Origin of the sequence: Methylobacterium oryzae (assembly GCF_036441375.1) — a bacterium.
Lineage (GTDB): Bacteria > Pseudomonadota > Alphaproteobacteria > Rhizobiales > Beijerinckiaceae > Methylobacterium > Methylobacterium oryzae_A.
On the sequence record NZ_MLCA01000006.1, the window covers coordinates 407148 to 426496 of the forward strand.

At 71.5% G+C, this 19349-nt stretch carries 23 protein-coding genes; 13 read left to right on the forward strand and 10 right to left on the reverse strand.

All coding sequences use genetic code 11. The features are described from left to right. The first annotated feature begins 143 nt into the window (after window positions 1–143). Both rpmE and MOTC310_RS12480 read left to right on the forward strand, forming a co-directional pair. Window positions 144–392, forward strand: coding sequence for a 50S ribosomal protein L31 (rpmE, locus tag MOTC310_RS12475; RefSeq protein ID WP_091712745.1), 249 nt, complete (start codon window positions 144–146; stop codon window positions 390–392). Window positions 393–769: 377 nt separating this feature from the next. Further along, window positions 770–1552: a MetQ/NlpA family ABC transporter substrate-binding protein gene (locus MOTC310_RS12480; RefSeq protein WP_331301990.1), complete on the forward strand. Its 783-nt coding sequence runs from the start codon at window positions 770–772 to the stop codon at window positions 1550–1552. Between the two features lie 51 nt (window positions 1553–1603). Here MOTC310_RS12480 and rcdA read toward each other — a convergent pair whose 3' ends face one another. The 3 genes from rcdA to MOTC310_RS12495 form a co-directional block, all read right to left on the reverse strand. Next, window positions 1604–2134, reverse strand: coding sequence for a protease adaptor protein RcdA (rcdA, locus tag MOTC310_RS12485; protein ID WP_331294101.1), 531 nt, complete (start codon window positions 2132–2134; stop codon window positions 1604–1606). 375 nt (window positions 2135–2509) lie between these two features. Next, entirely contained in the window at window positions 2510–3484 is a 975-nt protein-coding gene (locus MOTC310_RS12490; RefSeq protein WP_331301991.1) for a copper chaperone PCu(A)C domain-containing protein, read from the reverse strand. 42 nt (window positions 3485–3526) lie between these two features. Then, window positions 3527–3904, reverse strand: coding sequence for a hypothetical protein (locus tag MOTC310_RS12495; RefSeq protein WP_331301992.1), 378 nt, complete (start codon window positions 3902–3904; stop codon window positions 3527–3529). A gap of 229 nt (window positions 3905–4133) precedes the next feature. Here MOTC310_RS12495 and MOTC310_RS12500 point away from each other — a divergent pair, with 229 nt between their 5' ends. Together MOTC310_RS12500 and MOTC310_RS12505 are read left to right on the forward strand one after the other, a co-directional pair. Continuing rightward, window positions 4134–5432, forward strand: coding sequence for a L,D-transpeptidase family protein (locus MOTC310_RS12500; RefSeq protein WP_331294098.1), 1299 nt, complete (start codon window positions 4134–4136; stop codon window positions 5430–5432). A 214-nt stretch (window positions 5433–5646) separates the two neighbouring features. Beyond that, complete coding sequence (locus tag MOTC310_RS12505) at window positions 5647–7302, forward strand: calcineurin-like phosphoesterase family protein (protein ID WP_331301993.1); 1656 nt, start codon at window positions 5647–5649, stop codon at window positions 7300–7302. A gap of 33 nt (window positions 7303–7335) precedes the next feature. Here MOTC310_RS12505 and MOTC310_RS12510 read toward each other — a convergent pair whose 3' ends face one another. Beyond that, window positions 7336–7914 carry a type 1 glutamine amidotransferase domain-containing protein gene (locus tag MOTC310_RS12510; protein ID WP_331301994.1) on the reverse strand — a complete coding sequence of 193 codons (579 nt, stop codon included), beginning with the start codon at window positions 7912–7914 and terminating at the stop codon, window positions 7336–7338. A gap of 166 nt (window positions 7915–8080) precedes the next feature. Here MOTC310_RS12510 and MOTC310_RS12515 point away from each other — a divergent pair, with 166 nt between their 5' ends. Beyond that, the gene (locus tag MOTC310_RS12515) at window positions 8081–8284 is read left to right on the forward strand and encodes a hypothetical protein (protein WP_331294095.1); all 204 of its coding nucleotides are present in this window, start codon (window positions 8081–8083) and stop codon (window positions 8282–8284) included. 37 nt (window positions 8285–8321) lie between these two features. Here the strand turns inward: MOTC310_RS12515 and MOTC310_RS12520 are convergent, their stop codons facing one another. After that, window positions 8322–8711, reverse strand: a complete 390-nt coding sequence (locus MOTC310_RS12520) for a hypothetical protein (RefSeq protein WP_012322268.1) — start codon at window positions 8709–8711, stop codon at window positions 8322–8324. Window positions 8712–9028: 317 nt separating this feature from the next. Between MOTC310_RS12520 and MOTC310_RS12525 the strand changes: the two genes are divergently transcribed. Beyond that, window positions 9029–9238 carry a cold-shock protein gene (locus MOTC310_RS12525; RefSeq protein ID WP_010682786.1) on the forward strand — a complete coding sequence of 70 codons (210 nt, stop codon included), beginning with the start codon at window positions 9029–9031 and terminating at the stop codon, window positions 9236–9238. A gap of 217 nt (window positions 9239–9455) precedes the next feature. Beyond that, on the forward strand, window positions 9456–9692 hold the full coding sequence (locus MOTC310_RS12530; protein ID WP_331294094.1) for an AsnC family transcriptional regulator: 237 nt from the start codon (window positions 9456–9458) through the stop codon (window positions 9690–9692). Between the two features lie 39 nt (window positions 9693–9731). Here the strand turns inward: MOTC310_RS12530 and MOTC310_RS12535 are convergent, their stop codons facing one another. After that, window positions 9732–10547, reverse strand: a complete 816-nt coding sequence (locus MOTC310_RS12535) for an inositol monophosphatase family protein (protein WP_331294093.1) — start codon at window positions 10545–10547, stop codon at window positions 9732–9734. 421 nt (window positions 10548–10968) lie between these two features. On the opposite strand from MOTC310_RS12535, the gene MOTC310_RS12540 reads away from it, so the two are divergent. Beyond that, complete coding sequence (locus MOTC310_RS12540) at window positions 10969–11424, forward strand: DUF6101 family protein (protein ID WP_331301995.1); 456 nt, start codon at window positions 10969–10971, stop codon at window positions 11422–11424. 15 nt (window positions 11425–11439) lie between these two features. On the opposite strand, the gene ubiA is transcribed toward MOTC310_RS12540, so the two are convergent. Next, window positions 11440–12387, reverse strand: coding sequence for a 4-hydroxybenzoate octaprenyltransferase (ubiA, locus tag MOTC310_RS12545; protein WP_273561611.1), 948 nt, complete (start codon window positions 12385–12387; stop codon window positions 11440–11442). 88 nt (window positions 12388–12475) lie between these two features. Further along, entirely contained in the window at window positions 12476–12955 is a 480-nt protein-coding gene (locus MOTC310_RS12550) for a hypothetical protein (RefSeq protein WP_331294091.1), read from the reverse strand. 220 nt (window positions 12956–13175) lie between these two features. On the opposite strand from MOTC310_RS12550, the gene MOTC310_RS12555 reads away from it, so the two are divergent. From MOTC310_RS12555 to MOTC310_RS12575, 5 genes are all read left to right on the forward strand, one after another. Further along, window positions 13176–13928, forward strand: coding sequence for a 16S rRNA (uracil(1498)-N(3))-methyltransferase (locus MOTC310_RS12555; RefSeq protein WP_331301996.1), 753 nt, complete (start codon window positions 13176–13178; stop codon window positions 13926–13928). A 293-nt stretch (window positions 13929–14221) separates the two neighbouring features. Continuing rightward, window positions 14222–15589 (forward strand): glutamate--cysteine ligase, encoded by a 1368-nt coding sequence (locus MOTC310_RS12560; protein WP_331301997.1) that lies wholly within the window; start codon window positions 14222–14224, stop codon window positions 15587–15589. A 98-nt stretch (window positions 15590–15687) separates the two neighbouring features. Beyond that, window positions 15688–16029 (forward strand): hypothetical protein, encoded by a 342-nt coding sequence (locus MOTC310_RS12565; RefSeq protein WP_331301998.1) that lies wholly within the window; start codon window positions 15688–15690, stop codon window positions 16027–16029. A gap of 79 nt (window positions 16030–16108) precedes the next feature. Further along, window positions 16109–16369, forward strand: a complete 261-nt coding sequence (locus MOTC310_RS12570) for a sulfurtransferase TusA family protein (protein ID WP_331301999.1) — start codon at window positions 16109–16111, stop codon at window positions 16367–16369. Window positions 16370–16407: 38 nt separating this feature from the next. Beyond that, the gene (locus MOTC310_RS12575; RefSeq protein ID WP_331302000.1) at window positions 16408–16983 is read left to right on the forward strand and encodes an NUDIX hydrolase; all 576 of its coding nucleotides are present in this window, start codon (window positions 16408–16410) and stop codon (window positions 16981–16983) included. A gap of 2 nt (window positions 16984–16985) precedes the next feature. Here the strand turns inward: MOTC310_RS12575 and MOTC310_RS12580 are convergent, their stop codons facing one another. Further along, complete coding sequence (locus MOTC310_RS12580) at window positions 16986–17849, reverse strand: WecB/TagA/CpsF family glycosyltransferase (protein ID WP_331302001.1); 864 nt, start codon at window positions 17847–17849, stop codon at window positions 16986–16988. Then, the gene (locus MOTC310_RS12585) at window positions 17842–19317 is read right to left on the reverse strand and encodes a GumC family protein (RefSeq protein ID WP_331302002.1); all 1476 of its coding nucleotides are present in this window, start codon (window positions 19315–19317) and stop codon (window positions 17842–17844) included. Before MOTC310_RS12585 ends, MOTC310_RS12580 begins: the two co-directional genes overlap by 8 nt. Window positions 19318–19349 lie beyond the last annotated feature (32 nt).

Consider the following 19349-nt stretch of genomic DNA (forward strand, 5'->3'; position numbering starts at 1 on the left):
GGCCGCGGGCCGCCACCACGGTCGGCTTGGACGTGCCGTTGCCACGAACCCATGGTTCGGTGCAACCGGTGACATCTTCCGCATTCCGGGCCGGGCGGCGCCTCCTGCGCTTCCCGCCGGCGTGCCAGACAGGGACCAAGGTCATGGCGAAGGACGCGGCCGCGAAGGCCAAGGGGACCGAGCACCCCGATTACCACTTCATCAAGGTCGTGATGACGGACGGTACCGAGTACCAGACCCGTTCGACCTACGGGAAGGAGGGCGATACCCTCAATCTCGACATCGATCCGCTGACCCATCCGGCCTGGACCGGTGGCGAGCAGAAGATGCTCGACCGCGCCGGTCGCGTGTCGCGCTTCAACTCGCGGTTCGGCAATCTCGGCAAGCGCTGAGCGCCGCCCCCACACGGTGATGCTGTTCGAGACGGGCGGTCCCTGGCGGGGCCGCCCGTTTTCGTGCGTGGCGTCGCGAGTTGAGGCGGCGCGCGTTATCCACAGGACGCGTTTGCAAAGATCGGGGTGGCCATGCCGCAAACGGCGCGTCCGGGCGCGCGGGAGGAAACGCTTCTTCTCGTGCGGGCCGCGCGTGCGGTCTCCGTGGCCGGGCCCGGCCGCTGCCGGATCATTCAAAGCGCGGCCGGGTCGTCGTATCCTTCCCCGGTCACCCGCGGTTCGTCCGGGCTCCGCGCCGGAGCCGCCGCGGGCGTGCGGGCGCCCCTGCCTGTCCAGGGGCCGATGGTCTTCGGACGTCGTGCTAGGATCGGGATACGATGAGACGTTTGCTGCTGCTGTTCCTCGCCATGCTCGCGCTGGCCGCCGCGCCGGCCCTGGCCGCGGACAAGATCAAGGTCGGCATCATGGGCGGGGATGCCGAAGTCCTCTGGGCGAAGGCCAAGGAGATCGCGGCCCGCGACGGACTCGACATCAACCTGGTCGTGTTCTCCGATTACCTGCTGCCGAACGAGGCGCTCCAGTCCGGCGATCTCGACGCCAACGCCTTCCAGCACAAGCCGTTTCTCGCCAACCAGATCAAGGCGCGCGGCTACAAGATCGTCCCTGTCGGCGAGACGATCGTGACGCCCATCGGCCTGTATTCCAAGCGGGTCAAGGCCGTCGGTGATCTCAAGGACGGGGCGCTGATCGGCATCCCGAACGACCCGTCGAACGGCGGCCGCGCGCTCCTGCTGCTGCAGGCCGAGAAGCTGATCCGGCTGAAGGACGGGGTCGGCCTGCTGCCGACCGTCTTCGACGTCGTCGACAATCCCAAGCGGCTGAAGTTCCAGGAGGTCGACGCCGCGCAGCTGCCCCGCAGCCTCGAGGACCTCGACGCGGCGGTGATCAACACCAACTACGCCGTCGATGCCGGCCTGATCCCCGGCAAAGATTCCGTCGCGATCGAGGCCAAGGTCAACAACCCGTACAACAACGTCATCGTCGTCCGCGAGGCCGACACGAAGGCGCCGTGGGTGCCGAAGCTCGTCCACGCCTTCCAGAACGACGCGATCCGCCAGATCCTCAAGGAGCAGTTCCCGGGCCAGTTTCCGGCCTTCTGATCGTCGGGGCCGGCCGGGCCGGCCCGGGGCGGCGGCGCCCAGGGGCGCCGCTCAGCCCTCGCTCATCCGGAACGCCATCCGCAGCAGGCCGTGCTGCGCGGCGACCGGGCTCTCCACCGGCTGGGGCGTGGGCCGGTCCTCGGCGATCAGCGCGTCGAGGTGCAGGATGCGGCTGTGCAGGCGCCGCGCCCGGATGATCAGCTGCTGGAGGCGCATCGGCAGCAGGTTGAAATCCTGCTGCTTCGGCGGCTCGGTCGTGCCGAGCTTGACCCGGTGCTTCTCCAGAAGCGCCTCGGCCGGGGTCATCTCGCCCTCGGCGACCGCGCGCTGCACGAGAAGCCACGAGGCGATCTGCATCAGCAGCGTGGTCAGGCGCATGCTCTCGGCCGCGTAGCTGAGCGTCGCGTCCCGGGAGACGAGGCGCGACTCGTCGCGGCCCTCACCGTCGAGATAGGCGGCCGTCTCCTCCACGAGCGTCATCCCATCGCGGAACAGCGCCTTGAAGGCTTCCGAATTGACGTAGGACCTGCCGAAATCGACCCAGTCCTGATCGTCCCGGAACGTGACATCGAAGCCGTTCATCTGCCTCTCCTGTGCCGTCCGACGGCCCGGCTCGTTCCGATCCGGGACGCTCCGTCCGTGGCTTTCGGACGACGCCGCAATCTTAGCGCCGATTGGACCGAACAGCAGGGTTCATGTTTTTTTAACCTTAATCCGCCGTCCGGGTCCTGGAGAAGAGCCCCGGATGGCGGCACGCGCGCTCAGAACGCCGCGTGGATACCGCCGAAGACGCTCCTGCCGCTGACGGGATGGAAGGCGGCCACGGCGCCCGGCCGCCGCGGTCGCGGCGCGGTGGGACTGCCGTCGCGGCCGCGACGGCCGGGCGCGGCAGCCCGGCCCCGTGGAAGCGATCCCGTCACGTCGGTCGCCCGGCGGCGGATGCTTCGGATCGGGCGGCTAGTGCGGGTGCTGGTGCTGGCCACCCGGCGCGGCCGCGCCGATCGGGGCCACCGTGAAGGTCACCGGCACGGCGCCGGCCCGCTGAAAGGTGAGCGCTCCCGCGACGGTCTCGCCGGCCTTCGGCGCGCCGGTGAGGTCCTCGAACATCAGGTGGTAGCCGCCGGGCTTCAGCTCCACGGTCTCGCCGGGCTTGATCGTCAGCCCCCCCGAGACCGGCGCCATCTTCATGACGCCGCCCTCCATCGACATGGAGTGGATGTCGCTGCTCTTGGCGAACGGCACCGTCGCGCCCGTGAGCGTGTCGGGCGCGCTCCCCGTGTTGGTGATGCGCACGTATCCGCCCGCGACCTTGGCGCCGTTCGGCGTGGCGCGCAGCCACGGCGTCTCGATCGTCAGGTCGCCGGCCTTCACGGTCGAGGCGGCGGCGGGCGTCGCCGCGGACGGCGCGCCGCCGACCTGAGCCGCCTGGACGATCCGGAAGGAGGGCGCGGCCGCCTTCAGGTCATGGGCGTCCTGGCCGGCCTTGGGGATCTCCGACCAGGAATAGCCGCCCTCCGCGCAATCCTGCTGGACCGGGACGTAGACGGTGGCGCCGGGCTCGAACGTGCCGGCAACCTGCGCCAGGAAGGTGAACTCGTCGACCTGATCGTCCGGGAGGGAGCCGCCGCTCCAGGTGATCGCCGTCACGCCCTCCGAGGCCGTGCCGTGGTGGGTCGCGTAGGTCTTGGCGTAGGGGCCGCGCGTCGTTGCCAGGGTCCAGCCGGGCTTCGGCATCGGCTTGGCGCCGATGAGGCCCTCCGGGATGGTGACGCTCACGCGGGTCGTCGGCTGGCCGTTGCAGCCGTGCATGATCTGGACGACGCCGCGATACGCGGCGCCGGGGGCGGCCTGCTTGCGTTCCAGCACCGCGTGGGCCTGCGCCGCGGAGGCGAGCAGCCCGAGGCCGAGGGCGGTCGAGACAAGGGTCTTCATAGGAATATATCCGTCCTGAGGGATCCGAGAGGTGGTGATCGCTCAGGCGGTCGGCGGTCCCCTCGGGGACGCGATGGTGCCGGGCGGCGCGCGGGCGCCGACGCTGCCGGTGAGGAGCCCGGCGGGATGAGGGTTCACAACGGCGGCCCGTCGGACGCCGATGGCGGACGGCCGCGGCGGGAGCGCCGGGCCGGCGATCTGGGCCGCCGCGCAGCAATCGCCGTGGCCGTGAGGGACGGGCGCGCCCGGTATGGCGGACGCTTCGGAATGCTGCGCGCAGAGGCCGTCGATCGCGGTCGGCAACGGCATCAGGCCGCCGAGAAAGGCCTTGAGCAGCAGGGCGTAGAGCGCCAGCACGGCGATCACGGCCCGCGGGGCCGGCCCGACACGTCGATCCGATGGGGCCTCGCCCGAATCCATGCTGCTCCCGCGCACCGTCCGAACCGGACCGCTATGGCATCCCTGCCACACCGGCGCGACGATGGCTGTTGCCAGGGTGCCGCACCCGGACACGGCGTGCGCTGGCGCACGGCGATGCCACATTCCGGCCCCTTCGATAGGGAGTCTTAACGCCATCCCGACACCGTGGCGCCCGAGACAATCCGCTCCCGTCACGACCTGACGAACCCCGGACCAGAGCCAGCGACCGATGCGCAAGAAGGCACAAAACCGGTTCTCCGCGATCCTGAGCGTCGCCGCCCTCGGCGCGCTCGGCCTCGGCGACGCCCAAGCCCGCGATCAGGGCAACTACGCCCAGGCCGAGTGGGCGCAGGATTACGCCTCGCCCGCCGGCATGCAGGTGCAGCGCGAGACGGTGCCGATCCTCTCGCCCCAGACCGTGGCGTCCACCGAGCAGATGGTGGAGCGCTACAAGGACATCGTCGCCCGCGGCGGCTGGCGGCAGGTGTCGGGCGCCGACCACCTGCGGATCGGCTCGCGCGGCCCGGCCGTGGCGGCCATTCGCCAGCGCCTGATCGTCACCGGCGACCTCGACCCGGCGGCGGGCAGCTCGGGCGTCTACGATTCCTACGTCGCCGCGGGCGTGAAGCGGTTCCAGGCCCGGCACGGCCTCAGCCAGACCGGCGCGATGACGATGGCCACCCAGCAGGCCATGAACGTCCCGGCCGATGTGCGCCTGCGCCAGCTCGAGATCAACGTCGTGCGCCTGCGCTCCTACTCGGGCGATCTCGGCCGGCGCTTCGTGATCACCAACATCCCGGCCGCCCTCGTCGAGACGGTCGAGAACGGCCAGGTCGTCACGCTCCACGCCGCCGGCGTGGGCAAGATCGACCGCCAGTCGCCGATCATGAACACCAAGGCGACGCAGATCAATTTCAACCCGACCTGGACGGTCCCGGCTTCCATCGTGAAGAAGGACCTGATCCCGAAGATGCAGAAGGATCCGAACTACCTCACGGACAACAAGATCCGGATCCTGTCGAACGGCTCCGAGGTCTCGCCGAAGTCGGTGAACTGGTTCTCGGACGAGGGCACCCGCTACACCTATCGGCAGGATTCGGGCGCCGACTTCAACTCGATGGGCATCGTCCGCATCAACATCCCGAACCCCTACGGCGTGTTCATGCACGACACGAACACCAAGGGCGTGTTCGGCGACGATTTCCGCTTCATCTCGTCGGGCTGCGTGCGCGTGCAGAACGTGCGCGAGTACATCACGTGGCTCCTGAAGGACACGCCCGGCTGGGACCGCCAGAAGGTCGAGGAGGCGATCGAGAGCGGCAAGCGCGTCGACGCCAACATCGCCCAGCCGGTGCCGGTCTACTGGACCTACATCACCGCCTGGTCGACCCCGGACGGCATCGTCCAGTTCCGCGACGACATCTACAAGCGCGACGGCGTGAACGTCCCCTCGACCATCGGCGCGCCGACCCCGGTCGCCAGCGCCGAGCCGATGCCGCAGACCTTCGAGCCCGGCGACGAGGAGTAGGCGATCCGCGGGCGCCGGCCTCGTCCGGCGCCGCCCCTCCGTCGCACCCGATCCGAGGCCCGCATCTCCGCCGAGGTGCGGGCCTCGCGCGTTCGGGGCCGCCTCTGTCATCGTGGCGTCAATCGCGTCTGCTTCGCCGCAGAGGCTGAGTCCCGGATGCCGGTTGCCGGCCTCGCGCGGGACGACGCGCCGCGAAGCCGTGCAGGAGCCGTCCATGTCGCGCGAGTCCCAACCCGGAGGTCTGACCCGCCGGAGCACCGTGACGGGCGCCGCCGCCCTCGGCCTGGTCGCGGGCCGGGCCGGCGCGCAGGAGGCCGCGGAGGCCACCGGGACCGTCTCCGCGCGCGACGCTGCCGGCGGCGATCCGGCCCCGTTGCCGGGCGTGCTGGTGTCCAACGGTCGCGAGATCGCGCGGACCGACGAGCGTGGCCGCTACCGCCTGCCGATGCCGGGCGACGGCGCGGTCTTCGTGATCAAGCCGCCGGGCTACGCCCTGCCGCGCGACGCCGACAACGTGCCGCGCCATTCCTACATCCACCAGCCCGGCGGGACCCCGGCCGAACTTGGCCTGCGCTACCGCGGGCTCGCGCCGACGGGGCGGCTCCCGGCCTCGATCGATTTCACTCTGACCCGCGCCGAGGAGCCCGACGACTTCGACGTCGTGCTGTTCACCGATCCGCAGCCCGAGAGCCGGTTCGAGCTCGACCACGTGCGGGATACCGCGGTCGCCCGCGCCCTGGCGATCCCGGCGGCCTTCGGCCTGACCACCGGCGACGTGCTGTTCGACGACCTATCGCTCTACGGCCGGTCCAACCGGATCGTCGGGCGGATCGGCCTGCCCTGGTACAGCCTGCCGGGCAACCACGACCTCAACATGCAGGCGCCGGACGCGCGCTACAGCCGCGAGACCTGGAAGCGGGTCTTCGGCGCGCCGACCTACGCGTTCCGGCACGGCCGGGCGTGGTTCGTGATGCTCGACAATGTCGAGTGGCTCGGGCCGCCGGTGCCGGTGGGCGCCAACACCTACCGGGGCCGGATCGGCGACCGCGGCCTGTCCTTCCTGCGCAATCTCCTGGCCGAGATCGCGCGCGACGACCTGATCGTCCTGGCGATGCACATCCCACTGCACACCGACACCGCGCCGGACGATCCCCGCAACACCACCACCGACCGCGCCGCGCTCCTCGATCTCCTCGCCGGCCGCAAGGTCCTGAGCCTCGCGGGCCACACCCACACGACCGAGCACCATTACCTCGCCGACGGACACCATCACCACGTGCTCACCGCCGTCTCGGGCTCGTGGTGGAGTGGCCCCGACACCCGCACCGGCATTCCCTCGGCCGACAGCCGCGACGGCACGCCGAACGGGTTCCACGTCCTGTCGGTCCGCGGCACCGCCTACACGACGCGCTACGTCGCCGCGCAGGGTCAGCCGGACGAGACCATGCGGATCCTGTTCGAGAGCGAGCTGCGGGCCGGGGCGCCCGAGGTGGTGCGCTGGACCCGGCCGGTGCAGGGCCTCCGGCCGCCGGTGCCGCAGGACGCCCTCGCCGACACGACCCTCGTGGTGAACGTGTTCGACGGCGGTCCGCGCACGCGGCTCGCGTTCCGGGTCGGCGACGCGCCGTCCCAACCGATGGTGCGCGCCCGCCGGCCCGACCCGTTCGTCGCCGAGCTCTACGAGCGCTACCCCGAGACCAAGAAGGGCTGGGTGAAGGCGGTGCCCTCGACCCATATCTGGACGGCGCAGCTTCCGGACGACCTCGCGCCCGGCGCCCACCGCGTCACCGTGGAGGGCGCGGATGAGTACGGACGCCCGATCCGCGGCTGCACGGTGCTCGAGGTCACCGGCGAGCGCGGCCGCGGCTGAGCGGGGACGCCGGTCGTCCGGCGCCCGCGCGGGTCACGCCGCCAGCTGGCGGGCGCCGTGGCCGCCCTCCTGGATCTCCTCGACGATCTTCGCGCAGAAGGCGTCGAGGTCGCCCGGGTTGCGGCTCGTGACGATGCCGTGGTCGGTCACGACTTCCTTGTCGTGCCAGCGACCGCCGGCATTGATCACGTCGGTCCGGATCGAGCTGAACGAGGTCATGTCGCGGCCCTTGGCCGCGCCGGTCTCGATCAGCAGCCAGGGAGCGTGGCAGATCGCGGCCACGACCTTGCCGGAGGTCAGGAAGCTCTTGATCAGGTCCAGCGCCTGGGGCTCCAGCCGGAGCTTGTCCGGGTTGATCTGGCCGCCCGGCAGGACAAGGGCGTCGTAGGCCGACGGATCGACCTGCTCGAGGTCGGCGTCGACCGCCACCGCCTTGCCCCAGTCGGTCTTGTCCCAGCCGCGGATCGTGCCCTTGCTCTGGCGCGATCGCGGGGCGGCGACGGTCACGGTGGCGCCCGCCTCGGACAGCTTGGCCTGGGGCACGGTCAGCTCGCTCTCCTCGAAACCGTCGGTCGCGAGGATCAGGATCTTGGCTTGGCTTATAACGGGCATGGTGGACCTCCTGCTTGGGGCTCTGCCCGGCTAACGGAAGGTCCCACCGCCCGTTCCTGCGGCCCTCGGCCGCCCGACCGCGCCCGCGAGGAGACATCGGGACCGGGATCGGAACCCCCGCGAGGGCGGCCCGTTGGTCTCAATCCCAACCATCAGGAGTCGCGTCATGGCCAATCCCGGCCTTCCCGAGCCCACGCCCGGCGACCTGCCGCCACCCCCGTCGACGCCCGATGAGGAGCCCGATATCGGCCCGACCGGGCCGCGCACGCCCTACCCGGTGAACGATCCGGGGATCGGGGAGCCCGGCGGCCCGGGCTCCGAGCCCGACATCTTCCCCGGCACGCCGACGGATCCCGGCACGCGCATGTGATCCTGCCGGCGCGCGCCCGCGGCGGCGCGGTTCGCCGTCAGTGACCGCCGTGCGAGGTCCGCACGTCGCGCGGAGCGTTCAGGATCTCGGAGAGGCTCGTCACGACGTGGCGGGCCTCTTCGTCCGTCAGGCGGAGCTGGAACGGCGGCAGCGCGCCGGCCTGCAGGGCGACCACGGCCTGACCCTCGTCGTCGGTGCCGATCTCGATCGCCGACGACGTCACGTCGAGCATGGCGACCTCCTCGTCGCCCATCTCGTCGGCCATGTCGGGCTCGTCCGTGTCGTCGATCGCCGTGAGGAGCTGCCCGACCGCGCGCACGAGCGCCCGCGCGGCGCGGGCATCCATCACCACCGCCGTCGCCTGATCGTCCTTCTGGAAGGACAGCTGGATGTTCGCACCGTCCAGCGAGACCGAGATGCCTGCCATGTATCGTCCAGAGCCACGCGCCTTAACTGCTTGTGCGCATTCCGTATATGCATCGTGAATGCCCGGAATCACAGGGGGCGGCGCCCCTCGGCCGCCTTCCGAACCGGGCCTGCGACGCAGATCATACGCCGCCCATGCCTTGTTGCGGCCGCAGCCTGCGCCTAAATACGTCCTCGGGGGGCTTATCCACCGAGGCTGACGCTGTTCAAGGTTCAGCGACTCGCGCCCCGCCGCACTGGCCAAATCCAGAAAGACCGTGGTGCATCACGCGGCCCTCGTGCCGCGCGGATGGCCTATGGACGAACGAGGTACACTACGTGAATACCGGCACTGTGAAGTGGTTCAATGAGACCAAGGGCTACGGTTTCATCCAGCCCGACGATGGCGGCAAGGACGTGTTCGTCCACATCTCGGCCGTCGAGCGCGCCGGGATGCGCAACCTGATCGAAGGCCAGCGGATCACTTACGAGATCCTCACGGACAAGCGCAGCGGCAAGGACGCCGCCGGCAACCTGCAGGCGGCCTGACCGTCGCGGATTCCGAAGCGCCTCCCGCGGCTCTCGTTGCACCGGTGTGTGCAACCGAAGGTCGTAGGTGACGCACGAAGCGGCCGCCTGACGCGGTTCCCCCTTCCGACGCTGCCTGCCCGGGCGAGACTGTCCGGGTACCGGTCGCGTCGGAGGCAATATCCCAGAAACGACGCCGGGCGCAGCCAACGTCCGGTCCAGAAAAGAAAAGACATAGATGATATTCGAGTACACACGGCGCCGCGGCGTCCGTTCCCCCGTCACCGATGCCCCGACCTTCCGGGTCGGCAAGCTGGCGCGGGCCAAGACCGCGGATCAGACCGGGGCCGATCTCAGCGACCTGATCGACCGGTCCTACAACTACCACTCCCCGCGCGAGCTGCACTGGCATCTCGCCGAGCGTCTCGGGCTCGCGCCCGCCGCGGTGAGGATCCGCGAGACCGCGACGGCCTGAGGCCGTCCGCCTCTGCCCACCGCGGCACCGCCCGAGGCCTCAGCGCTCCCAGGCGGTCAGGACAGGGTCGCGCAGGCCCACCGGCGCGGCGAGCAACTCGCCGTGCACCGGGTCGGCGCGATTGTACGGTGTCGCCGCGCCCGAGAAATCGCAGACCACGCCGCCTGCCTCGCGCAGGACGAGGTCGGCGGCGGCGAGGTCCCAGTCGCGGGCATTGCCGGAGATCATCCCGACATCGACCGTCCCGTCCGCCACGCGGGCGAGCCGCAGGGCGAGGGAGGGGATCCGCGCGATCACCTCGAAATCCGGGCTCGGCCCGGCGCCCCGGGTCAGGCGGTCGAGCATCGGCTTCGGGCCGGTGATGCGCGCGCCGTCCAGGCTCCGCCGGGGATCGACGCGGATCGGTTCGCCGTTCCGCGTCGCGCCGCGCCCGCGCACGGCCTCGTAATCCGCGTCGCCCACCGGCGCGTGGACGAAGCCGATCAGCGGCTCGCCTCTGGACAGGAGCGCCACCGCGATCGACCAATCCGGATGGCCCGACAGGAAGGCCCGCGTCCCGTCGATCGGGTCGACGATCCAGACGAGGTCGTGGCCGAGGCGGGCGGGGTCGTCGGCGGTCTCTTCCGACAGCCACGCCGCCTGCGGCACGAGGGCGCTCAGGCGCACCTTGAGGAAGGCGTCGACCGCGACGTCGGCCTCGGTCACCGGCGAGCCGCCGGTCTTGGACCAGATGCGGGCCGAGGTCTGACCGCCGCGCCTGAAGAAGGGCCGCGCGATATCGGCGGCCTCGCGCATCACGGCGCGCAGTTCCGGCATCAGGGCGGATACGGCATCGTCGGTGAGGGGCTCGGGCATCGCGCTCCGCGTGGAATCCGTGCGGCCCGAGCGGGCCTCGCTGTCCCGTCCGTCCGGTCGCTCGGACATCCGGGCCCGCCTGGGCTCACCCGCTCGGGCTGAGAAGACCCGGCGCGGAGGATCGCGCGCCCGGTCGCCCCGTTGTACGGCGCCTCCCGCAGCGCCACAAGGATGCCGGTTGATCGATCGATAACGACCGGTCTGGGCAAGGAAATGTTGAGCATTCAAGGAAGCATTGAGCATTCCGCAAATGACAGCGCCGTCCAGATTCGCTTAACGACGGCTCTTAAGCGGTGCGGAGGAGTTCGGGTGCGATTTTGCTTGGCATAACGGACGGCCCGACAGGGGCTGCCACTTGCTCCAGGGACTCGGACCGATGAACACTTCCCCGACCACGGATAAAAGCCACGCAGGACCCTCGATGCACGGTGCCGACACCGCGCCCCGTTTCGTCGCTTCGCCGCTTCCGGTGATCGGCCGCGCCTCCGGGGTGCGCCGGGCCGTCGGGATCGCGCTCGCCTACGCCGCCGAGGACGCGGAGATCGTGGGTGCCGACCGGTTCAGCCTGATCCTGGTCGATGACGAGGGGGACGTGCTGCAGCGCCTCGGCAGCTTCGAGGAGGACGACGTCGTCGCCGTGTGGCGCGACATCGCGGCGCGGGCGGGCCTCGTGCGGATGATCGTCCGGGAGGACGGCCTCCTCGTCCCGGTCTCCCAGCAGGTCGGCCGGCTGATTCTCGGTCAGGTCAGGATCCGTCGTCGCCATGCCGGTCTCGGCCGCCGCCGCCCGCGCTTCCTCGCCCGTCGCAAGACCGGCCGGCTGCCGGCCCGCCCGCAGATCTTCCGCGGCGAGAACGAGATCATCGCCCGCACCTGAGGGCGCCGACCGCGCCTAGAACAGGTTGCGCAGCAGCGCGTCGGCGGTGAGGCCGACGAACAGGATCAGGCCCGCATCCCGGTTCGACCGGAACAGCGTGAGAGCCCCGCGCCCGTCGCGCTCGCGCAGCGACAGGACCTGCCAGGCGAGGTGCCCGGCGAAGGCCGCGACCCCGAGATATCCGACGAGGCCCGCTCCGGCCCCGCGCGCCGCCAGCATCACGAACAGCGCCGCGAGCGCGTAGCAGAGCCCGACCGCGAGCCGCACGTGCCGGCCGAACAGGCGGGCCGAGGAGCGGATCCCCGCGATCTCGTCGTCCTCGATATCCTGCACCGCGTAGATCGTGTCGTAGCCGATCACCCAGCACAGGGCGCCCGCGTAGAGCAGCAGCGCCGGCGGGTCGAGGCGGGCGAACACGGCGGCCCAGCCCATCAGCGCGCCCCAGGCGAAGGCCAGGCCCAGGATCGCCTGCGGCATCGGCATGACCCGCTTCATGAACGGGTAGATCGCCACCGGCAGCAGCGAGCAGAGGCCGATGATCACCGCCTCCGCGTTGAACTGCAGCAGGACGGCGAGCCCGATCAGGGCCTGGATCACCAGGAACAGGGCCGCGTGGCGCGGCCGCACCTGCCCGGAGGGCAGGGGGCGCAGGCGCGTGCGCTCGACCTGCGCGTCGAGGTCGCGGTCGGCGATGTCGTTGTAGGTCGAGCCGGCGCCGCGCATCGCCACCGCACCGATCAGGAACAGGAGGCAGTGCCAGGGGTCGGGAAAGGCCTGGTCGGCGGCGATCGCCGCCAGTGCGGCCGACCACCAGCAGGGCAGGAGCAGCAGCCACCAGCCGATCGGCCGGTCGATCCGGGCCAGGCGCAGGTACGGGCGCCAGGGTCGGGGCGCCCGCCGGTCGACCCAGTGCCCGGAGACGGCATCGGCCGGGCGCCCGTCGTCAAACACCGTGCCGTTCATCGGTCGGATCTCCGGTCGTCCCGCACGTGAATCCCCCGCCGCTGCAGAGGGGGGACCCGCGCCGGATCCGTGATCCTCTCAGACGATCTCAGAGAGCGCCCTGCGGCAGCTTGAAGCTTCCGGTCAAGCCCGGACCGCCGAGCAGCCCGCCGCCGCCGCCACCCGCCTGGGCCTGAGCCTGGGCACGGGCCTGCGCCTCCATCTTGGTCGCCTGGGCGGCCACGCTGCAGATCTTGGTGCGGATGCCGCTGACCTTCATGTGGTCGGCCTTGAAGCCCTCGGCGAAGGAGTCGGGGATCGAGCACCATTCCTTGTTGGCGGCGATCCACTTCATGCCCTCGGCGCCGTTGGACTGGAGCTTCCCGAACAGGGCGCAGGCCTCCTGCGGCGTCATCTTCTTCTTGGACTGCGACGCCGCGTTGGCGCGGCCGACCAGGGCCTTGCGCTCGGCCAGGGTCTTCTGGATGGCGCCGCATTCCGGTGCCGCGCTCTGCGCGAACGCCGCCGTGCCGAACAGAACGGTGCCGACCAGCACCGCCGCCCCCAGCTTCAGACTCCCCTTCGCCATTCCGCGACTCCCTCGACGCCCCTGCCGAATCCGCGAGCGGCCGGCTCTCTTCCGTTCCGTTGGGTTCGCCATAGGATTGTGGCGTCATTCGAGCGGCAAACCGGCCGCGCCATGCACCGGTGGACTGGCTGCCGAAAACCGGGGCTCGTAACCATTCGGCAACACTCTCGATGGCCCCACCCGCGTTGACAGCCTCGCCGGCCCGCGCGACCACGCCGCCATGCCGGCCTATGACTTCACCGCACCGCGCCTTCACGTCGCGGCCGATCTCGCCGCGGGGGTGATTCTGCCCCTCGACCGTGCCCAGGCCAACTACCTGCTCAACGTGCTGCGCCGCGGGCCGGACGATCCGGTCCTGGTCTTCAACGGTCGCGACGGCGAGTGGCGGGCGCATCTGGTCCAGACCGGGCGCAAGGGCGCCGACCTTCACGTCGCCGCGCGGACGCGCCCGCAGAGCGGGCGCGCCGACCTGCACTACCTCTTCGCCCCGCTGAAGAGCGCGCGCCTCGACTACCTCGCGCAGAAGGCGGTGGAGATGGGAGCCGGGACGATTCGGCCGGTCATCACCCGGTTCACGCAGGGCGACCGCGTCAACATGGACCGGCTGCGGGCCAACGCGGTGGAGGCCGCCGAGCAGTGCGGGATCCTGGCGATTCCCGATTGTCCCGAGCCCGAGCGGCTGGCGGCGGCGCTTGCGGGCCTCGCGCCCGAGCGGCTCCTCGTCTTCTGCGACGAGGACGCACCCGTGCGCGATCCGGTCGCGGCCCTGCGGGCGGCCGGCGATCCGCTGGCGCCGCCCCCGCTCGCCGTGCTGGTCGGTCCGGAGGGCGGCTTCTCGGAGGAGGAGAGGGCATCGATCCGCGCGCGGCCGAACACCGTGGCGCTCTCCCTGGGACCGCGCATCCTGCGAGCCGACACCGCCGGAGTCGCCGTGCTGGCCGTGGTGCAGGCGGTGCTCGGCGACGCGCGCTGACGGCGCGCCGGCCGGATCCATGTGTGCCGGCGCACATGGATGTAGCGCCCCGGGCGATTGTTTCCCCGGATCGGACGTGAAGCGGCGCGCCTGTCGGGGCCGCCGCGTTGTGGGTTCACGGCGGCTCGATTATGTCCCGGATCGGACGCCGCCTGCGCCGCGTGCTCATCGGGGTCGGGGGCGGGTGTCCGCCCGGATCCCGCTCGCGAGAGCGGGTATGTACCGGGTGGATCCGCCGGAGCAGTCCGGCGCGCCGCTCCCAGGCACAGGTCAGACGCACGGGCAGGCAGCGCATGGCGCGCGACAGCAACGACACCACGCCGCTCACCACGCGCGCCGAGCTGATCGAATGGTTCGCGGCGGGCGAGAAGCCGCGCGCGCGCTTCGCGATCGGCACCGAGCACGAGAAGATCCCGTTCTACCGGGACACCCGGGCGCCGGTTCCCTACGAGGGCGACAACGGCATCCGGGCGCTTCTGGAGGGGCTCGCCCGCGAGACCGGCTGGGAGCCGATCCTCGATCTCGGCAACATCATCGGCCTGTCGGCGGAGGCGGGCGGCGCGATCTCGATCGAGCCCGGCGGCCAGTTCGAGCTGTCCGGCGCGGCGCTTCCCGACGTGCACGCCACCGCGGCGGAGCTCGCCACGCACCTCGCCGCCACGAAGCGGGTGGCCGATCCCCTGGGCATCGGCTTCCTGACGCTGGGCATGAGCCCGAAATGGCGCCGGGACGAGACCCCGGTCATGCCCAAGAGCCGGTACCGGATCATGGCCGGCTACATGCCGAAGGTCGGGTCCCTCGGCCTCGACATGATGCTGCGCACCGCCACCGTGCAGGTGAATCTCGACTTCGCCTCCGAGGCCGACATGGTGCGCAAGATGCGCGCGTCCCTGGCGCTGCAGCCGGTCGCGACGGCGCTCTTCGCCAACTCGCCCTTCACCGACGGTCGGCCGAACGGCTTCCTGTCGCGCCGGTCCGAGATCTGGCGCGACACGGATGGCGACCGGACCGGGATGCTGCCCTTCGCGTTCGACGCGGGCTTCGGCTACGAGGCCTATGTCGACTGGCTGCTCGACATGCCGATGTACTTCGTCAAGCGGGGCGACACCTACCACGACGTGTCGGGCGCCTCGTTCCGCGACCTGATGGCCGGCAAGCTCCCGCAGCTGCCCGGCGAGTTCGCCACGGTCTCGGACTGGGCCAACCACGCCTCCACCGCCTTCCCGGAGGTGCGGCTCAAGCGTTTCCTGGAGATGCGCGGCGCCGATGTCGGCGATCCCGGCATGATCGCCGCCCAGGCGGCCTTCTGGACGGGGCTCCTCTACGACGAGGCGGCCCTCGACGCGGCCCTCGACCTCGTGAAGGGGTGGAGCCCCGCCAACCGGGAGGCCGCGCGGGCCACGGCACCGCGTCTGGGGCTCGCGACCCCGGTGGCCAACACCACGCTCGGAGCCGTCGCCGCCGAGGCCCTGGCGATCGCCCGGGCGGGCCTCCGGGCGCGGGGCCGCCGCGACGCCGAGGGCCGCGACGAGGTGATCTACCTGCAGCCGCTCGAGGCCATCGTCGCGGCCGGGCGCACGCGGGCCGAGGATCTGCTCGCCGACTACGAGGGGCGCTGGGGCGCCTGCGTGCGCGCGGCCTTCACCGAATGCGTCTTCTAGCGCCCGCCTGAGCGGCTCCCGCGGCCCGCGCGAATCGCGGTTGGAACGTGCTAATGGAACGTTCCGACAGGGCGTAGCGCTCGGGGAGAGGCCGCATCATGACCCGCATCGTCGTCGCAATCCTCGCCGGGCTGGCGTCCGTGCCGGCGAGCCTCGGTACGGGGCAGGCCGCCGACCTGGCGCCGTTCCAGGGCTCAGGTCCGACGCCGAGCCGCTGGCACGCCGGAACCGGCGGCCGCATCGCCGGCACCGTGGCCGTGCGCGGGCGGCCGGAGTACAGCTATTACGGCGAGTACGGCTATCCCGCGCCGTTCGGCTACGGCTACGCCTACGCGCCGGTCCCGAGCCGCGGCTTCGAGTACGGCTACAACGGCCCCCGCTACGTCTGGACGGCGCTGGACAGCTATTCCGGACCCGCCTTCGGCTATCACGTGTGGTGAGGGCGCCGCTGGCGCCGGAGCGCGGCGGTGCCTATGACGCGCCGGGGCCGGCATCCGCGCCGGCTCGGGAGCTTCCGGCGTGCGGGACGAGGATCCGGACTGCGTCGACCTCGACCTGAGCGGCCTGAAATGTCCGCTCCCGGTCCTGCGCACCCGGAAGGCGCTGCGCGGCCTCGCTGCCGGCCGGACGCTGGTGGTGACCTGCACCGACCCGCTGGCCGCCCTTGATATCCCGAACCTCGTGCGCGAGGAGGGCGCCCGCCTCGACGCCGCCGAGCGGCTGAGCGAGGGTCGTCTTCGCTTCCGCATCACCGTGTCCGCAAGGCCGCCGCATTCCTGAAGGATCCGTCGGGCTTCCAGGAGCAGGGTGAGATCGGCATGGCACCACGGATCGGGGGCGTGCGCCTCGTACATGACGGTTGGGCGCGCTACCTCGTCGCCGAGGTGATGCAGGAGGACGGGAGCCGCATCACGCGGGAGATGGAGGATCACGGCCGGGCGGTCGCGGTGCTCCCCTACGATCCCGACCGGCGGGTCGCCACGCTCGTCTCGCAGTTCCGGGCGCCGGTCCTCTACTCGGGCGGGCCGCCGAGCCACGTCGAGGTGCCGGCCGGCCTCCTCGACGAGGGCGCCTCCGAGGACGAGGCGCGCCGCGAGGCGATGGAGGAGACGGGCCTGCGCCTGGGCGAGCTCGACTTCGTCGCCAGCGCGTGGTCGATGCCGGGCATCTCCACGGAGCGGATGGACCTGTTCCTCGCCGCCTACGGCGAGGCCGACCGGACCGGGACGGGCGGCGGGCTCGCCGCCGAGGGCGAGGCCGTGGCGGTCCACGAGATCCCGCTGCCGGAACTGGCCGCCATGGGCCGCCGCGGGGCGATCACCGACATGAAGTCGCTGACGCTGCTGTTCGCGCTGCAATTGCGGCGGCCGGATCTCTTCGCGGAGCGGCCCTGAGCTCAGCCGGCGCGCCGCCCCCGCCTGTCCCGCAGGGCGAGACCGACGAAGCGCCACGACTTGATGAAGTAGCGGCGGAACAGCCGCCGCGGCGCCTGCAGGAACCGGTAGATCCATTCGAGGCCGAGGCGCTGCATCAGCCGCGGCGCGCGCGGCAGGAACCCGGCCGCGACGTTGAGGGCGTCGCCGACGCAGAAGACCACCGGCTCGCCGAGCGTCTGGCCGTGCCGATCCACCCAGATCTCGGATTTGGGCGCGCCGACGCCCATCACCAGAAGCGTCGTCCCGTGGGCGCGGATCCGCTCCGCCAGGGCGCGGCTGTAGGCGGCATCGTGCTCGAACCCGAAGGGCGGCACGGCGCTCGCCACCGCGCCGGCCGGAAGCCCCGCCGCCTGCAGCCGGGTCGCCAGCGCGTCCGCCGCGTCCTGGCGGGCGGAGACGAAGAAGACCCGCTGCGCGTAGGCCGGCGGATCGGCCAGGACGCAGCCCAGAAGGTCGTGGCCGGTGATCCGGTGCACCGGCTGGCCGCACGCCTTCCGGGCCAGCCAGACCAGCGGCATCCCGTCGAGGGTGCGGGCCGCGGCGCGCGCGTAGGCCTCGCGGAACAGCGCGTTCTCGCTGAGCTGCACGATATGATCGACGTTCGCCGTGACGATCATGCGCGGACGGCCATCGCGCCGGGCCGCGACGGCGGCCACCAGGGCCGCGGCGGGACCGGTGTGAAACCGGTATCCGAACAGGTCGACGGTCGCGCCCGTCTGCGGCGACCCGGACGCCGCGGAAGCCGGGGCGCTCACCGTATGTGCCTCCCCGAGGACCGGATCCATGGCGCCCAGGTAGAGGCTGATCTCGCCGATGTCACGCATCGGCGGCCCGGAAGCTCGCGGCCGGCCGGTTCGCGGCGCGCAGGTTGCGGCGGCGGTCGCTGTCGGCGCCGAGCAGCAGGGCGATGCCGCCGCCGAGCAGCAGGCCGAGAACCAGCGCCACGGGCAGGACGATCTTGGGCGAGGGCGGGAAGGTCCGCTGGCGCGCCGGGGTCGCCGCCGAGATGATCCGGACGTTGGTGGTGTTGAGCCGCTCCTGCTCGCTCGCCTCGCGGGCGCGCTTCAGGTAGGCCTCGTAGATGCCGCGGCGGGCATCGAGGCTCCGCTCCAGCTCGCGCAGGCCGACATAGGCCCGGTCGCTGGACGCGGTCTCGTTCTTCACGCGGTCGAGATTGGCCCGGATCGCCGCCTCGCTCGCGGCGGCGCGGTCGTAATCCTTCTGGGTCGTCTCGATGATCCGCTCCTTCTCGCGCTGGATCAGGCGCTGGAGGTCGCGCTGCTGGGCGTACTGCTCGGCCATGGCCGGGTGGCGCTCGCCGAGGCGGGTGGCGAGTTCCGCGGTGTTGCGGGACAGGGTGGCGTATTGCTGCCGCAGGGCCTGCATCTCCAGGCTCTGCAGCATCTCCGGCAGGGCGGTGCTGGGATCCGAGGAGCGCATCCGGCGCGCCTGCTCGAGGCGCGACTTCGCCTCGGCGGTCTTGATCGAGGCGGTGACGAGCTGCTGGTTCAGGTCGCCGAGCTGCTGGTCGGTGAGCAGGCGGCCGCTGGCGGCCACGAGCTTGTGATCCTCCCGGTAGCGCACCACGGCGCTCTCCGCCTGCTCGACGTCGCGCTTGAGGCTGTTGAGCCGGCCGGCCAGCGCGTCGGAGGCGCGCCGCGCGGTCTCGGTCCGGGCCGCGGCCTCCTCGGCGAAGTAGGCGTCGCCGACGGCGTTGGCGATGCGGGCGGCCTTCTCGGGATCGCGCGACTGCACCGAGACGTCGATCACGAAGGTCCGCTCGGCCCGCCGGACGGTGAGCCGGTTCTGCAGCGTGTCGAGGGCGGTGATGACCGGGTCGCGGCTCGCCGGCGGGGGCAGCATGCCCAGCGCGCCCTTGATCCAGGTCAGGGTCGGATTGTTGCTGTCCGGCAGGACGAACTCGTCGTCCTGATCGAGGTGGAGCTTGGCGATCACCCGGCGCAGGACGCTGTCCGACTGGATCACCCGCACCTGGCTCTCGGCGATGGAGACGCCGCTGTCGGCCTGGGGCTGGCGCGCGTTCACGTCGTTCTCGACGACGCGCAGGTCGCTCGGGTCCACGAGGACCTGGATGCTCGACGTGTAGCGCGGCGGTATCAGGCCGAGCAGCGCCACCGCCACGGCGACCATGAACAGGCCGCCCAGCACGATGAAGCCGCTGCCGCGCCACAGGCGCCGCAGGATCACGCGGCTGTCCGTCTGCGGCGCGACCTGCGGCAGCACCATCCGGACGGGCTGCTCGCCGCTCATCCGTGTCGAGAAGTCGAACATACGCCTCGCTCCCTGACCTGCCCGGGCGGAGA